Origin of the sequence: Actinoalloteichus caeruleus DSM 43889 (assembly GCF_000429185.2) — a bacterium.
Lineage (GTDB): Bacteria > Actinomycetota > Actinomycetes > Mycobacteriales > Pseudonocardiaceae > Actinoalloteichus_B > Actinoalloteichus_B caeruleus.
Genome location: NZ_AUBJ02000001.1, coordinates 2,349,001 through 2,364,429 on the forward strand (window position 1 = coordinate 2,349,001; position 15,429 = coordinate 2,364,429).

Below are 15,429 nucleotides of genomic sequence, written 5' to 3' on the forward strand. Positions count from 1 at the left end.
TGGCGTGCCGAGGACACTGTCCTCATTCTCCCACGGTGTGGGCGGTGGGCAATGCCATCCGCAATGCCCGTGGTGGGGGTGACGGTGGGCAGTTCGCCTCCACGCTGTCACGCAATGGACTGGAAGGGCCAGCGTCGTTAAGCCTGGTTGGCCCGCTATCCCAAGGACCATCCTGCCCACATCGAGACGTTGACGGGGTTGGCGACGGCCAGGTCTGAGCGGGTCAGGCCCGTGCGGTCGAGCTCCGCTGCGGCTCCGCTGGTGAGGGTTCCAGCGTCAACACTGCTGAGAGCGAGAACAGGCTCGTAGCCGCCATACGTGACCGGCTGGCCGCCTACACCACTGACCGCGCCCTCTGAGTTCGCAACGTCACCGATTCGGCCAGCACTGAGAATTCGCCCCAGGGAGCGCGGCAGCATCCACCGACACCCTTGTCAACAGTGCGCTCAACCTCTGCTGATCCTTGACACCGCGCCCTACCGCTGCGTTACTGGACCGAGGTTCCCCACCGACCATTCGGTCGGGTACAGGGCGGGAGGGCTCGGTGTCGAACCCGGTTCCGCGCCGAGGCACTCGGCGCCCCGACCAGGTCTTCCGCCTCGCCCACTGTTCCGAGGGCACCGGGGCCGGCCCGGGACGGCGGGCGGCGGGACGCGCGCACACCGTGGCGGGTCGGCCACTTCCCGGGCGCTGGCACGAGCTTCCCAGCAGGCGGTCCCGAACGGATCCCGGCGGACCACCACCGGCCCACCGGGGACCACCACCGGCCCACCTCTGGGGCGGAGACCGGGTTCCGCCGCGACGAATGCGACGCCACCCCTCGACACCACCCCTCGCCGCCGGACCGTCCCACGCCGCCGAACCGACTGCACCGGACGAGCCACCGGGACAGGAGCGCACGCATGACCGACCAGCCCATCCACTCCGATTCGCCGTCCCGCACCGGGCGCGGGGCACCGGGGGAACGTCCCCGGCTCTCCGCCGACGAACTGGCGGCGCTCCAGCTGGTCCGGCTGCGGTGGACGCTGCGGCACGCCTACGACAACGTGCCCTTCTACCGGCGCCGCTTCGACGAGGCCGGGGTGCGTCCGGAGGACTGCCGGTCGCTGTCGGATCTCGCCGGGTTCCCCCACACCACCAAGGACGACCTCCGCCGGAACCACCCGTACGGGATGCTTGCCGTCCCTCCCACCGACCTGCGCCGCATCCACGCCTCCAGCGGGACCACCGGCGTTCCCACTGTCATCGGCTACACCCGGCGGGACCTCGACATGTGGGCCGAGGTGGTGGCGCGGTCGCTGCGCGCCGCGGGGGCACGGCCGGGGCAGCGCGCGCACATCGCCTACGGCTACGGCCTGTTCACCGGTGGCCTCGGCGCGCACCACGGCGCGGAACTCCTCGGTTGCACCGTCATCCCCGCCTCGGGTGGGATGTCGGCCCGCCAGGTGCGGCTCATCCGGGACCTGCGACCGGAGATCGTCCTGGCGACCCCGTCCTACCTGTTGACCCTGCTCGACGAGTTCGACCGGCAGGGCGTGGACCCGCGGGACGCCGGGCTCCTGACGGGCGTGCTGGGCGCCGAACCCTGGACTGAGGGGATGCGCGCGGAGATCGAGGGCAGGTCGGGGTTGACCGCCGTCGACATCTACGGGCTGTCGGAGATCATCGGTCCCGGGGTCGCCCAGGAGTTCCCGGAGGCCGTCGGCGCGTTGCACGTCTGGGAGGACCACTTCTACCCCGAGGTCCTCGACCCGGGCGGGACGCCGGTCGCCCCGGGCGAGCGGGGGGAACTGGCCATCACGACCCTGACCAGGGAGGCCATGCCCCTCATCCGTTACCGGACCGGTGACCTGTCCGCCCTGACGCCCGGCGCCGGCGTCCCGTTCCGGCGCATGGCGCGGATCACCGGTAGGACCGACGACCTCCTCATCCTGCGAGGGGTGAACCTCTACCCCACGCAGGTCGAGGAACTCGTGCTCCGAACCCGGGGGCTCTCCCCGCACTTCGTGCTGGAACTCACCCGGGAGGCCAGGTTGGACCAGCTGACGATCCGGGCCGAGGCGGTGTCCGGTCTCGCCGCGGACCGCTGGCCAGCCGTGGGCGGGGAGCTGTCCGACCTGGTTCGCGGCGAACTGGGCCTGCGGGTCGGGGTGGAGGTGGTGGCACCGGGCACGCTGGAACGGTCCTCGGGGAAGGCACGACGCGTGCTCGACAACCGTGAGACCACGGGGCCGGCCTGAGACACTGACCGCCATGACCGACGGGCCCGCCGAACGCGCCAGCCGCCGGGGACGCCCCGGCTACGACCTCGACTCGCTGCTCACCGTCGCGGTGAGGGTCTTCAACGAGCGCGGTTACGACGGCACGAGCATGGAGGACCTGGCCAGTCGGCTGGGCATCACGAAGTCGGCGATCTACCACCACGTGGCCGGGAAGGAGGAGTTGCTCCGGCTCAGCGTGGACCGGGCGCTGGACCAGCTCTTCGCCGTGGTCAACGAACCCGAGGCACAGCGGGGGCCGGCGATCGACCGGCTCGAGTACGTGGTGCGCCGCAGCATCGCCGTGCTGGTGGACGAACTCCCGTTCGTGACCCTGCTCCTGCGGGTGCGGGGCAACACGGCGGCCGAGCGGCGGGCGCTGGCCCGCCGCCGCGAGTTCGACCGGCTCGTCAGTGACCTGGTGGAGCGCGCCGAGAGCGAGGGCAGCATCCGCCGGGACGTGGACCCCGCGCTGACCAGTCGGCTGCTCTTCGGCATGCTCAACTCGATCATCGAGTGGTACCGGCCCCGGCGGGGCCTGACCGCCGTCGACCTGGCCGACGCCTTCGTGAAGATCGCCTTCGACGGCCTTCGGAGCCGCCCGGACGCCCCGCTGTCCCCGGCACCGGACCCTGGTCAGACCGGTTCGCCCGCGGGTGCGTGACGCACGGGTCCGCTCGGCTCACCGACGGCGCCTCGGGTGAGCCACCCCGGCAGGCGGGACGGCGTCCGCTCGGGCGCCGGGTTGGGGGCGGGCGTCGCCGGCGGGACCCGGAGCCGGGGGACGAAGAAGTGCACCAGCGGCCCGATCGCCAGGGCGAAGACCACGGTGCCCACCCCGACGGTGCCGCCCAGGGACCAGCCGACGGCGAGCGCGGCGACCTCGATGAGCGTTCGGGCCCGCCGCACGGGAACGCCCCGCGCCGCCAGCCCGGTCATCAGGCCGTCCCGGGGACCCGGTCCGAGACCGGCCCCCAGGTACATCGCCGTTCCCACGGCGTTGATCACCAGCCCGGCGAGTAGGAACCCCACCCGGACCGGCAGCTGTTCGGGGGCTGGGACCCACTCGATCACGGTGGCCATGATGGGGCCGATCAGGAGCACGTTGTGCACGGTGCCGAACCCTGGACGTTGCCGCAGCGGGATCCACAACGCGAGGACGATGGTGGACACACCGATCACCACCCACGCGAGCGGGAGGCCGGTGCTGCCCGCCAGCCCCTGGTGCAGCACATCCCACGGATTGAGGCCGAGTTCGGCCTGGAACATCAGTCCGAGTCCGCCACCGAACAACAGCAGTCCGAGGTAGAGGTTCAGCACACGACGCAGCCGCGTGCCGGTCCGCCCAGCCATTTACATCCCCCTGCATGGCATGTCAAGTCCCTGTTATCACACTGTATAGGCAGGGGAGACAGCCTCGCGACCGGGTTTGTCCACTCTCTTCCGTCCACAACTGACCCTCCGTGACGACACCCCGCCGAGAAATGGTCCTTTGTGGATTTCCGAGGCGCGAAAGGGCTGGTCCCGCCCCGGGGAGCCCGGGGCGGGCGGGGTCGGCGCACCGCCGTTCGTCACCCCATGGCGTCAGGCACGGAGAAGACGACGCGACTGCCCGGGTACTCGGTGTGGGTCCAGGCCCGCCCACTGTCGGCCTCGTAGGAGATGTCCTCCGGTCCGATCGGCAACGCGGAGGAACTGCTGGCGACCCCGACCTGACCCCGGTAGAGCAACCCACCGGTGTTCCGCCCCCGGCTCCGGACCATCAGGAAGGTGTCGTCGTGCGACACGGCACCCTGCAGGTTGGTGTGCGGCGAGCGGTAGGCCGCGTCGGCGGCGACCGTGCCGGCCGAGTCGACCGTCAACAGCCCGGTGTCGGTGTCCAGCAGCCACCGCACGAGGCGCGCACCGGGCACCCCGTCGTAGTACTCCCCCGTCAGCAGCGAGGGCGGCGAGGTCGACCGGTCCACCGCCAGGTACGAGTAGCACAGCGGCTGGTCCAACGAGTCCGGCGGCCGCACGCAACCCCCGGTCTGCGTGTACGCCCCCACCTGGGGAACGACGTACCGGTAGTCGTGGGCGTAGTACCGGCCGTCGGACCCCAGGCCGATGCGGTCCTTCGAGGCATCACCCTCGGTGCGCCAGACCGTGCGCAGGTCGAACACCCGGATTCCCCGGGAGGTGTCCACGACGTACAGGTGGTCGCCGTACCAGGCGAGGCCCCCGGCGTGGATGTTCACCGCCCGGAAGTCGTCGGTGCTCGTCGGTTCGACCAACAGGACGTGCCGGTAGCGGGGCGCGGCCGGGTCGTCGTAGTCCACGAACGACACCCGCACCCCCTTGTCGTCGGTGTTGTACCAGCTCACGAGGATGGCGCGGTGGCCGGCGTAGGACCCGTCCCCGGTGGCGTCCCAGGACGCGGTGATGCCCTGCGGGTACCACTCCGGCGTGCCGTCGTCACCGCTGTTCCAGCAGAACCCGGTGGCCCCGGTGACCCCCGTGGCGTGGCACAGGCCCCGTGCCTCCCGGTTGGCGTCGGCGAACACCTCGGCGGCGCTGGCCTGGGTCACCCGGGTCTCGAGCCCGGCGATGCGTTCGCCGTAGGTGTCGAAGGTGCCGTTGTCGGAGAGCCGGTAGGGGTCGCTGGGGATGGTCGTCAGCGTCGTCTGCGCCGGGGTGACGGCCTCGCCAGGCTCGGCGCCGGCCACGAGTGATGCTCCCGCCACGGTGGCGGCGGTGAGCAGTCCGATCAGTCTCGTCACGTCAGTCCGTCCCATCACTGGTCGGCCCGCACCCGGTCACGTCCCACGCTCCGCCACCGGTCGGTTCGGCGGCCCGTGCCTCGTCGGGCCCACCGGGGGCTGTGCTGGGAACGGGCCAGCGCACGGGTTGGTCGTCGAGGGTGGATGTGGACCTGGGATCATCCCGCCGCCGTACCACCACCACGACACCGGTGTTCCCGCTGGTCGTGGCGGTCGGACCGAGATCGGGCACGCCGGGCGGCGGGCGTTGCTCGATCTGCGCGCGCAGCCAGAGGGTAACCAGCTGGGGTCTGATCGCGGAAGTCATTCACCACAGTCCGGGGGATGACCGGGGTCGCCGCCTCCACCGTCCACCCGAGGACCCGCCCCGAACCCTCCACCGTCCGGTGTGGTGCCCCGCACCGACCCGACACGTCCACACCGGCGCTCCCCGGGCCAAAAACGGGGCTGCGTCCAGCTAAAGCCCCGACAAAGATCCACTTCCCGCGCGGCGAGCCACCCGGCCGCAACGCCGCAGCACAATCGGGGTGGCCGACCACCGGCGGCGGCTGCCCGCCGGGCGCCCTACGCCGTTCGCCTCCGCCGGCGTCCGAGCGAGGGGCTGTCGGATTCGCGCCCCCTGTGATCACATGACCACTCCCTGCCAGCGGCGAGGTCTCCGCTGGTGAACCCGTCGGGAGGACGCTGATGTACAGACGTCTGGCGGCGCTCGTCGCCGCAGTGGCCATCTCCGCCGTCGGCCTGGTCATCAACCAGGGCGAGGCCCAGGCAGCACCCAACTTCCGGCTGCCCTTCGAGTGCGGTGAGACCGTCACCGCGAACACCCGCGCCAACCACAGCCCAGCACAGGCGATCGATTTCCAGCGGGGCAACATCAACGGGCTGCCCGTCGTCGCCTCGGCCGCCGGCACGGTCTCCCGGGTGGAGAACACCGGGAACACCAGCTACGGCCGGTGGATCGAGATCAACCACGGCGACGGGTGGAGGTCCCGCTACGCGCACCTGTCCTCGCAGGCGGTCTCGGTGGGACAGCGGGTGACGCAGGGCCAGCGGATCGGCAACGTGGGTTCGACCGGCGGATCGACCGGGCCGCACCTGCACTACGAGCACCTGCAGAACGGGTCCCCGGTGCGGATCAACACCATCGACGGGCAGCGGATCACCTACTACGGCAACACCACCGTCACCGCCTGCGGCGGCGGTAACCCCTACACCCCGCAGCAGGCCTGCGGCACCGGGTACGGCGTGATCAACCAGCGCGCCCTGGGCTCGGCGGCCACTGTCTACCTGCTGTACAACGCCTCGAACGCGCACAACTGCGTGGTGACGATGAAGCAGAGCTCCATCGGCACGCCCACCGCGACCTCGGCGTTCCTGGAGGTCCAGGGCAAGTCGCGCAAGACCGATTCCGGCTCGTTCTCCTACTACGCCGGGCCGGTTCGCGACGCCGCCCCCGCCACCTGCGTCAAGTGGGGCGGCTCGGCGGGCGGCCAGTCCTGGGAGAGCCCCTTCCAACACTGCGGCTGAGCCACCGCCCCACCAGCTGAGCCACCGCCCCACCACTGGCCGGTCCGCGTGCCCCAGGGCACCCGGGCCGGCCTCCGCGTCTCCCGGCACCGCCCCGGACCGACCGTCCCCACGGCACACCGCCGCAGCTCTCCTCCTCGACCGTGATCACTTCGCCCACCGAGCGCCACATTCGACTACTCAACGTCACAGTCGCCACCACCGGTACCCGTCATATCGGACGGACTCCGGGGTTTCCCGGTGGGAAAATCACCCCACCGCACTTCACTCGGCTGAATCCCACAACCGGGTGCACCCCACCGCCCGCTATGACTCAATGCCGTCAAATTCCCGTCACAGTCCGGCACTGATGGAGCAGTCGATTCACATCTTCGGCGTCTTGGCCGGTGCTCCCCGTCGTGGGGAAATGTCCTGGCACCGGTCACGGGAGGGACACCACAGATGGATTCACGGTACGAGGCGTACTGCTTCGCGAATCCGTTCTTCTACGACGTCCCCTCCCAGGACGGCCCGGAAGCGGCCGGTTTCCTGGCGGAACTGCCATCACCACCGGATGACTGGGACGTCACCACCCGCGACGTCTGGCAGGTCCTCCGCCCCTCGGGCACGTCGATGGCCGCGCAGGGCTGGAAGATCCACGTCTCGGCGACCCTGGCCAACGCCCGGCACGTCCTCGCCGTCGTCTACCAGCACTGCCTGACCACCGGCACACCCCTGAAGTTCCTGCGCACCGAGGACATCCTCCTCGCGCGGAACTCCAAGTACGCCGCCCGGGAGTCCAGCGGGAAGTTCGTCACCGTGTACCCGCCGGACGAACGGTCCCTGCGCGACACCGTCACCACGCTCAACGACCTCCTGCGCGGTCAGGCCGGCCCGTTCGTCCTCAGCGACCTCCGGTACGAGGCGGGCCCCCTCTACCTCCGCTACGGCGGATTCCTCGAACAGTGGGTCACCGGGGACGACGGGGAACCCGTGACCGCCATCGCCCGGCCCGACGGGACCCTCGTCCCCGACCTGCGGCGCCCGGTATTCCACACCCCGGACTGGGTGGAGGTGCCCCCGTTCCTTCGGCCCCAGCTCGCCGCGCGGAAGGCCCGGGCCGGCGGCGAGCAGCCCTTCATCATCGAACGCCCCCTGCACTTCTCCAACGGCGGCGGCGTGTACCGGGCGGTCCGGGTCAGCGACGGCCGCCCCGCGATCCTCAAGGAAGCCCGCCCGCACGCCGGCCTCGACCGCGACCGCCGGGACGCCGTCGCCCGCCTCGACCAGGAACACCAGGCGCTCAGCGCCCTCGACGGAGTGACCGGCATCCCGGCCGTCCTGGGCCGCTTCCGGTACTGGGAACACGAGTTCCTCGCCCTGTCCGTCCAACCGGGGATCCCCCTCGGGCAGTGGCTGGCCCGGCACTACCCGCTCAGCCGGCCACGCTCCACCCCCGGCGAACGCGCCGACTTCACCGAACGGGCCTTCCGCATCCTCGACCAGGTGGAGGCGCTGCTCCACCGGGTCCACGACCTCGGCTACGTCTACGGGGACCTGCACGACCGCAACATCCTCGTCGACGAGAACGACCAGGTCTCCCTCGTCGACTTCGAGCTGGCCCGCCCCTCGGCCGAAGCCACCCGCTCCGCGCTGGGCGCCCCCGGCTTCGCCGCACCCCCCGACCGGGTCGGCGTCGACGCCGACCTCTACGCCGCGGCCGTCCTCCGGCTGTGGATGTTCCTGCCCATGACGGCGCTCACCGCACTGGACCCGGGCAAGGCCGAGACCTTCGTCCGCTTCGCGATCCGGGCGTTCCCCCTGTCCAGCGCCGACTTCGGCGACGCCGTCCTCGGCCAGTTGCGCCCCCGCACCCCGGCCACCACCCCCGCCGACGCGCCGCCGCCCTCGGCGGGCCTGCGGGCGCTGGCCACCGACCGCCCGGACTGGGCCTCGGTGCGCGAGTCGGTGGCCACGGCGGTCCTGCGCAGCGCCACCCCGCACCGCCGGGACCGGCTGTTCCCCGGCGACATCGAACAGTTCCGGGGCGGCGGCGCCACCCTCGCCCACGGCGCGGCCGGTGTGCTCCACGCCCTCGCCGCCACCGGCCACGGCCGGCATCCCCACCACGAGACCTGGTTGGCGGACTCGGTCCGCCGGGACCCGCCGCGCCGCCCCGGCCTCTACGACGGCGCGCACGGCATCGCCCACGTCCTGGAGGAACTGGGACGGCACGAGCTGGCCGACGAACTCCTCACCGAGTTCGACCCGCTGCTCCCCCACCTGACCCGGCACGGCCTCGGCTCGGGACTGGCCGGCATCGCCCTGAACCTCCTGCACTTCGGCGCCCGCCGAGCCGATCCTGGGCGCACCGACCAGGCGCTCGTCCTCGGCGAACGGCTCCTCGCCGCCGTTCCACCACCGGCCGCCGCCGGACCCAGGGGCAAGGGGCGCGCCGGGCTGCTGCACGGCTGGTCGGGACCCGCCCTGCTGTTCCTGCGGCTGTTCGAACTCACCGGGGAACGGCGGTGGCTGACGGCCGCCGACGACGCCCTGGCCGCCGACATCGCCGAGTGCGGGGAGACCGAGCACGGAGCGCTGCTCGTCCGCGACGGCTCCACCCGCATGTTGCCCTACCTGGAGGTGGGCAGCGCCGGGATCGTCGTCGTGCTGGAACAGCTGGCCGGACACGCCCCGGACAGCCCCACCGCCGGCCAGCTGCCCGGGCTGCGCCGCGCGTTGCTCGGCGAGTTCGCGATCCAACCGGGGCTGTTCCTGGGCCGGGCGGGTCTGATGGTGGCGCTGGCCGCCGGGGTCCGCCGCGACCAGGACCCGGAACTGGTGGCCGCGCTGCGCCGGCACCGCGCCCGCCTCGCCCTGCACGCGATCCCCCACGAAGGGGAGGTCGCGTTCCCCGGCAACCAGCTGCTGCGGCTGTCGATGGACCTGGCCACCGGCGGCGCCGGTGTCCTGCTGGCCCTCGCCGCCGTCGAGGGGGACCTCCACCTGCCGTTGCTGCACCCGGGGGCGTCCTCCAGCGGGAGCGGTGAGCCCACCGGCCGCCAGGACTCGGCGGCGGCCACCCAGAACCCCCGCCCGTGACACACGGGCGGGCAACCAGGGAATCATCCAGGAAAGGAAGTGCGCTATGGAGTCGGTTCTCGACCTTCAGGCGATGGAGGCCACCGAGGACGCCGCCGAGTTCGCCAGCCCCGGTGGCAGCCAGGCCAGCCTGCTGCTCTGCGGTGACAGCGGCCTGAGCGTCCTCACCTGCCGCTGAGCCGGCACGTGGCCTGAGGGCCACGCGACCGGGAACGATCGAGAACGGAGGATGGGAGCGGCACACTCGTCCTGTGCCGCTCCCAGTCCCATCCTCGACCATCACCCACCCGCGCGGAACCCGGTCCCACCGGCGCCGGAGGCGCGTGGGCACTGGAGTGGGCGGCCGTGCCGAACCGACCAGGTAGCCATCCGCGAACCGTGGTGAGGCGCGCGGGCACGCATGCCGTCATCGTCCTGTGCCCGGTCGGCGAGGCCGGTGATGAACCGTTGCTCGGCCTCAAGTGGATGACCGAGTACCTGCGCGAGGAGCTCGCCGAGACGCCCGTCACGGGGATACGTCGTGTAGGTGAGCGGTCAGCGCGGACGAACGAGTTCCGGCTCGCGGGAGAACGCGCGAGCCGGGACGTCGGAAGTCCTCGGGGTCCTTCAGTGGCGAGCGGGCAACGGAGACGACTGGGCAGGGCGGCTTGTCGCTCATCCATCGGGCCGAGCGGTCTTGCTGCTGCGCTGCGCAGGGTGCCTTCAGCGCAGCACGAGACCGTCAGGACTCACCCGTGAGCTAAGCGGCCCTGCTCGGCTGCGAGGCGGCCGATGATGTCATCGTCCTCCCGGCAGGTGTCGACGAACCTCACGCCTCGTCGGGGCACAGGCTCGCGCCGCCTGTTGGCCGCCGATTCAGCCCCACGCCCCTCACCCTCACCGGCTGAGCGCCTGGCTGATCGCCGGGCATGAACTCCTCGGTGAAGGTGGATCACCGGCGTTGAGCTCGGGCGGTTCTGGTGGGGCTCCTCCTGGTGGGACGTGTTGCGCCATGCCGTGCGGCAGTGGGGGTGGGCGGGAGGTGCCCGCCGGCCACCCCATCGGCCGGCGGGCTGACAGGTCAGAGGCGGTCTGCCTTGACGGCGGTGATGAAGCTGTCGAAGGCCTGCCGGCTGACGACAAGAGTGCCACCGGCGCGGTTCTTCGTGTCCCGGATACCGGCGAGACCAGGTGCGCCACCGACCTCGACGCAGCTGTTCATGCCGTTGGTGCTCCGGGTGGACTTCCGCCAGTTGGTCAGAGTGGTACTCGCGTCCATCTGCTACCTCCTCGAGGAGTGGAAACCGTTCTGGCTGGGGAACTTGAGGTGGACCCCACCGACTTCCCGCTTGGCCGGAGAGAGGGAGGTGCTCCTAGCCTGCCGGCTACTGGATGGATGTGGTATCCGTCGACTGGTACTTCTCTACCCCTGTTCGACGTAGTGCGGTGGTCAGGTTCGTCGGTGTGGTGGTGTCGCAGATGCGGCTGACTATGGGGTCTGAGATAGTTGCCCGCCGCCCGATGGGGTGCCGGCGGGCTCCTGGTCAGAGGCGATCTGCCTTGATCGCCGTGACGAAGCTGCTGAAGGCATGGCGGGTGACGACAAGAGTGCCACCGGCACGATTCTTCGTGTCGCGGATGCCAACGAGACCAGGTGCGCTACCAATCTCCACGCAGTTGTTCGCGCCGTTGCTGCTTCTTCTTGGCTTCCTCCACCTGCGGAGGATGGTGGCTAGCTCGCTCATCTCTTACTCCTTGATCTCGTCCCGGACCTGAAGCAGCAGTGCGTGGCTGTCCTCGACGTCCAGTGAGGCGCTGGCAACACGTTCGAAGGCTGCGGTGAATCTCTCCAGATACGGCGGGCCGTCGTACCACTCGCCGTCCACCAGCGTCTCCGTCAGCGCAAAGGTGGCACACGGTTCCCCTACGTCCAGCAACATGAAGGAGGTGCCAAGCGCTGCGTACTCACCGGCTACGAAGGGAAGGACCTGTAGCGTGACGTGGTCCGCCTCGGCGAACTCGCTGAGAGTACGCAATTGTTCCCGCATTACCTTCGGTCCGCCGACCAACCGGCGAAGTGCCGCCTCTCCTAGAAGGAGATGCACGTTCGGTGCGTCTGGTCCTGTGATGCGCTGTTGACGCGTCAGCCGAGCCGTTACCGCAGCCTCTACTCCGTCGCGTGCGGGTACCAGCGCTGTGGACAAGATCGCTCGCGCATAGCTGGCAGTTTGGATGAAGCCTGGTATCAACTCTTCCTGGAACACACGTACCTGCGTTGCTGCTGCTTCGACAGCTACGTACTCGAGCGCCCAGCCTGCGACGGGCGGGGTGACCATGTCTCGCCTACGGGCTTCGGAGGCCAGGTTCAGGACACGTTCCCGCTCAGCCGGCGACAGCTGGAACAGCTCTGACAGGCGTTCTGCCTCGGCCATTGCGATCTTGCGGTGCCCTGACTCGACGAAGCCGACCTTGCGTTGGTACCAGCCGAGCGCCTTGGCGACATCGTTCGGCTCCAGCCCCGCCCGCTCACGGTGGGCGCGGAGAGCCTGACCCAACAGCAACCTGTACGCGAGGGGCGGCGGGTTGTTGCGCATCCCCGTATCTTCTCCATTCCTTTGGAGCGGTGGTACCTGCGACGGCGGGCGCGGAAGACCCAGTTTCACCCGGTTGGGCTACGCTCCGCAACGGGTTTGACCTTGTACGCGTCGAGCGAGAACCGTACTCTCATAGTAAGTCGAGTCACAGTGACGCTCGCGGCGTGGTTACTAGGTCTTGCTGCGGTGTGTCCTCCCTCGTCAGCCGGAGAAGAAACAGAGGGGCCGGGCCAACTGTCCAGGCCGCCCGGCCCCTCCTTGAAGAGAGGAACCGACGCTATGACCGTCGATCCCATCCCGGTAGCCATGCTACTGGCCGTAGCCGTCCTGCTCGCCGAGGTGTACCGCCGGCACCGAGGGCGCCCTGACCAGCCACTCCGTGCCGTGGTCACCGTCAGCGGCGTGGTCTTCCTCAGCGGCCCACCCCCCGGCGATGGCATCCCCCGGTCCACCTCGGACACCCCGTGGTCGACCCCGTCACCCCCGAGTCCCGCTGGTTCCTGGCACACCACCCGAACCCGGCCGGGACCCGCGACCGCCCACGCCAGCACCCACCCCAGCACCGACGCCGAGTGGGGCGGCGACGAGCAGGACACCGGCCGCCATCACTGGCGCCCCACCCCCACCACCCTCCCGCCTGCGGTCGGGAATCCCGACCCGGGGTGGGTCACCGTCCTCACCGGACACCTCCCCCTCCCGGCCCCATCCCGACACCCCCGGGGGCGGGTCGCGTGATCCTGTCCGCAGCCCTCGGAGCCTGGGCCGCCCTGACCCTGCTGTGGGCCGTGGAATGGGCCGACCGTGTCCTGCTTCCCCCGCTCCGCGGAACCATCCGGCTGCGTCGGGTCCGGCGCACCACCCGTCAGGCTCTGGTCGCCGCCGGGCATCCCTGGCCCCGCCCTCGTCGCCCCCGCCGCAGGCCACCCTCCGCGCCTCGGCCGAGACCGGTCGGTGCGGTCGTCATCCCGAGGGATGACGTCCCCACCGACTCCTGATCGCAGCCGCTCACCCCCGGTGCCTCCCCTTCGGGCCGTGTCCTCCCGCCTCCCCGTGTGTGGAATCGCGCGGCCTGTCGGGGGTGGTGGCTGCCCGGTCGCCCGGTGGGTCGAACCGGGACACCCCGGCCCCCCTGTTGTTCCCGGTTCCCACCGGGCGACCACCCCATCCCTGTCGCGCACCGCCCGCGCGGCGCACCCCTGCTGACCGAAGGACCCCTCACTCGTGATCGTCCTCGTCCTCGTCGCCGTCGTCGTCTCGGTCCTCACCGGCTGCTTAGCCCTGAGCGTCGTGGTGGGCCTGGTCGCCTCGTTCCGCTCGGCCGTCGAGGACCACCCGCTGTCCCGGTCGCTGACCACCCTGTTCCCCGGACCCACCCCGTGACCCCGGCTCCCGAGGACACCGAGACGGTGTCGCCGCTGGTGGTCCGGTCGCGGCGGGTCCGCCCCTACCTGCCGGAGGACGACCATGACCGACACCGCGACCCGGACCGCGCTACGAGCGGTGCCGGAACTGGCCGGGATCTACGCGTTGACCCGCCGAGGCTGGCAGTGGACCTCGTTGTCCCCGGGCACCGGGACGCTGGTCGGCTGGTTCGCCTGGTCTGGCGGGCCGTTCGTGGACTGGTGCGTGATCCGGGGCTACGGGGAGGTCGAGGCCGTCCGGGTCCGCGACGGCGACGGGCTGGTCTGGCAGCGCTGCGGATCGGTCGGCGTGGTCGCCGCTGAGCTGCGGGACCTTCCCCCACCGCACGCCCCAGGTGCGCCGCGCCTGCTGACAGGACGCCGGTGGCGACCACCCGGCGCACTGCGCCTGCGGTAACCACCCTCCCCCAATTCCTTTTCCTTTTCCTTCTCCTTCTCCTTCTCCTTCTCCTGCGGACAGGAAGAACTCCGTGTACTACGTCATCAACCGCTGTCTGGAGCCGATCAACGCCCGCTCCTATCTCGGCCCGTTCCCCCGCTACCCGCAGGCGTTGCGGGCCTGGGGGTTCCGGGGCCAGGTCGTCCTGGCCGCCCTGGGCACCGCCGCGATGCGTTCGGAGGTCAGCACGGCGGGCCGCCTGTACTACCTGCTGCCCCGTGACCCCAGTCCTGGTCCCACCGGTGTTCCCGAGCTGGCACGGGGGCCGCTGCGGTGTCGGTACACCGCCGAGGCCCAGGCCGGTGAGGGGTTCCTCCTCGCGTCCCAGTTGCTGCCCGACCCCGTGCTCAGCGGCGCGTGACCACCATGAACCAGACACCAGAACCCACCGGTCACGCCGCTCTGTCGTTGGCGGGGGCCGCCCCACCGGCTGGGCCCTACCCGGCGCGGACACCCCTCGCTGAGGAACCGACCTCGCCCGCCGAGGCAACGACCGGGGCGGGCAGTGCCGGGGTGCGCGACGGGGACGACATCACCGGAGCCTGGCTCACCCGATGCGCGGTGCGCACCCCGATCGTGGGCCGGCTCTACGGGCATGTCGATGTGAACACCGGCCACGGGCCTCCTGTCGGACCGGGCCTGCGTTACCTGGTAGGGACCTTCGACCACCGTCGCCTCGTGCTGTGCGGGGCGGTGGTGCGGCACTGCGCCGAGTTCGACGAGCTCACCACGGCCACGATCGCCGAGATGCGGGACCTGGCCCGGCGGTGGCGGCTGGGGGAGTTCCTGCCGCCACCGACCACGATGAAACGCCGCCGCCGACGCGTCCCGGCGTGGGCGCGGGTGCGGTTCTGGTCCTGGGAGCCCGAGGTCGAGCTGGGCATCAGCTACGCGGGTCGGGTCAGTTTCAAACACGGCGACTGGGCCCGCATCGGCCCACATCCGTCCAGCGTCCTCCCCATCGCGGACAGCAGTGGGGAGGACCGCAGCTACCCGACGTGACCCCGCCGGGCACGACCTGCGGGATACCGCCGATCCTCCCGCGATCGCCACACCGGTTCCTCCTCCACGCGGGGGCCGTCGATGGGTCGTCACCGGGCGGGGCGCCGGCGGCCGCGACCGATGACGTGCGACGCCATTCCACGTGTGTTCCGAATGGCGCAGCCATTGCTACCACCGCGTTCGCAGCTGACGGATCCACCCGGCGGAATCGGCGGAGGGAAAACGGTCGACAGGTATCGAACGTACCGTCGACCGAATGTCGGACAAGGGCACCGAGGTGGTTAATCATTTGCCAACAGAGTGTTGACAGGGTGGAAACACGAGTCGTAGCCTCCATCCCACAGGGAAACGCTTTCCTCCTGGTAGAGA

At 70.8% G+C, this 15,429-nt stretch carries 16 protein-coding genes; 10 read left to right on the forward strand and 6 right to left on the reverse strand.

Annotated elements, in window-relative coordinates; all coding sequences use genetic code 11:
• Positions 1 to 902: 902 nt before the first annotated feature.
• Complete coding sequence (locus G443_RS08335) at positions 903 to 2,240, forward strand: phenylacetate--CoA ligase family protein (RefSeq protein WP_026418834.1); 1,338 nt, start codon at positions 903 to 905, stop codon at positions 2,238 to 2,240.
• Positions 2,241 to 2,253: 13 nt separating this feature from the next.
• Positions 2,254 to 2,922 (forward strand): TetR/AcrR family transcriptional regulator, encoded by a 669-nt coding sequence (locus G443_RS08340; protein ID WP_026418835.1) that lies wholly within the window; start codon positions 2,254 to 2,256, stop codon positions 2,920 to 2,922.
• Here G443_RS08340 and yczE read toward each other — a convergent pair.
• The 3 genes from yczE to G443_RS08355 form a co-directional block, all read right to left on the reverse strand.
• Positions 2,895 to 3,611: a membrane protein YczE gene (yczE, locus tag G443_RS08345; protein ID WP_035292110.1), complete on the reverse strand. Its 717-nt coding sequence runs from the start codon at positions 3,609 to 3,611 to the stop codon at positions 2,895 to 2,897. The two genes, G443_RS08340 and yczE, sit on opposite strands and share 28 nt — an antisense overlap.
• A 218-nt stretch (positions 3,612 to 3,829) precedes the next feature.
• A complete protein-coding gene (locus G443_RS08350; RefSeq protein WP_026418837.1) occupies positions 3,830 to 5,017 on the reverse strand; it encodes an LVIVD repeat-containing protein in 1,188 nt (395 codons plus the stop codon).
• A 1-nt stretch (position 5,018) separates the two neighbouring features.
• The gene (locus G443_RS08355; protein ID WP_026418838.1) at positions 5,019 to 5,324 is read right to left on the reverse strand and encodes a hypothetical protein; all 306 of its coding nucleotides are present in this window, start codon (positions 5,322 to 5,324) and stop codon (positions 5,019 to 5,021) included.
• 380 nt (positions 5,325 to 5,704) lie between these two features.
• On the opposite strand from G443_RS08355, the gene G443_RS08360 reads away from it, so the two are divergent.
• From G443_RS08360 to G443_RS08370, 3 genes are all read left to right on the forward strand, one after another.
• Positions 5,705 to 6,544: a M23 family metallopeptidase gene (locus G443_RS08360; RefSeq protein ID WP_016697701.1), complete on the forward strand. Its 840-nt coding sequence runs from the start codon at positions 5,705 to 5,707 to the stop codon at positions 6,542 to 6,544.
• A 441-nt stretch (positions 6,545 to 6,985) separates the two neighbouring features.
• Positions 6,986 to 9,625, forward strand: a complete 2,640-nt coding sequence (lanKC, locus tag G443_RS08365; RefSeq protein ID WP_035292115.1) for a class III lanthionine synthetase LanKC — start codon at positions 6,986 to 6,988, stop codon at positions 9,623 to 9,625.
• A gap of 46 nt (positions 9,626 to 9,671) precedes the next feature.
• Entirely contained in the window at positions 9,672 to 9,803 is a 132-nt protein-coding gene (locus G443_RS08370) for a SapB/AmfS family lanthipeptide (protein ID WP_026418839.1), read from the forward strand.
• Positions 9,804 to 10,685: 882 nt separating this feature from the next.
• Here G443_RS08370 and G443_RS08375 read toward each other — a convergent pair.
• The 3 genes from G443_RS08375 to G443_RS08385 form a co-directional block, all read right to left on the reverse strand.
• Positions 10,686 to 10,883, reverse strand: coding sequence for a DUF397 domain-containing protein (locus G443_RS08375; RefSeq protein ID WP_026418840.1), 198 nt, complete (start codon positions 10,881 to 10,883; stop codon positions 10,686 to 10,688).
• 265 nt (positions 10,884 to 11,148) lie between these two features.
• A complete protein-coding gene (locus G443_RS08380; protein ID WP_081715432.1) occupies positions 11,149 to 11,349 on the reverse strand; it encodes a DUF397 domain-containing protein in 201 nt (66 codons plus the stop codon).
• 3 nt (positions 11,350 to 11,352) lie between these two features.
• Positions 11,353 to 12,198: a helix-turn-helix domain-containing protein gene (locus G443_RS08385; protein ID WP_026418841.1), complete on the reverse strand. Its 846-nt coding sequence runs from the start codon at positions 12,196 to 12,198 to the stop codon at positions 11,353 to 11,355.
• A 279-nt stretch (positions 12,199 to 12,477) separates the two neighbouring features.
• Here G443_RS08385 and G443_RS08390 point away from each other — a divergent pair, with 279 nt between their 5' ends.
• From G443_RS08390 to G443_RS08410, 5 genes are all read left to right on the forward strand, one after another.
• Entirely contained in the window at positions 12,478 to 12,933 is a 456-nt protein-coding gene (locus tag G443_RS08390) for a hypothetical protein (RefSeq protein WP_026418842.1), read from the forward strand.
• A 486-nt stretch (positions 12,934 to 13,419) separates the two neighbouring features.
• Positions 13,420 to 13,578 (forward strand): hypothetical protein, encoded by a 159-nt coding sequence (locus G443_RS08395; RefSeq protein ID WP_155886131.1) that lies wholly within the window; start codon positions 13,420 to 13,422, stop codon positions 13,576 to 13,578.
• Between the two features lie 84 nt (positions 13,579 to 13,662).
• A complete protein-coding gene (locus G443_RS08400) occupies positions 13,663 to 14,016 on the forward strand; it encodes a hypothetical protein (RefSeq protein ID WP_253860191.1) in 354 nt (117 codons plus the stop codon).
• A gap of 73 nt (positions 14,017 to 14,089) precedes the next feature.
• Positions 14,090 to 14,419 (forward strand): hypothetical protein, encoded by a 330-nt coding sequence (locus G443_RS08405; RefSeq protein WP_253860192.1) that lies wholly within the window; start codon positions 14,090 to 14,092, stop codon positions 14,417 to 14,419.
• A 5-nt stretch (positions 14,420 to 14,424) separates the two neighbouring features.
• The gene (locus G443_RS08410; RefSeq protein ID WP_245588800.1) at positions 14,425 to 15,060 is read left to right on the forward strand and encodes a hypothetical protein; all 636 of its coding nucleotides are present in this window, start codon (positions 14,425 to 14,427) and stop codon (positions 15,058 to 15,060) included.
• Positions 15,061 to 15,429 lie beyond the last annotated feature (369 nt).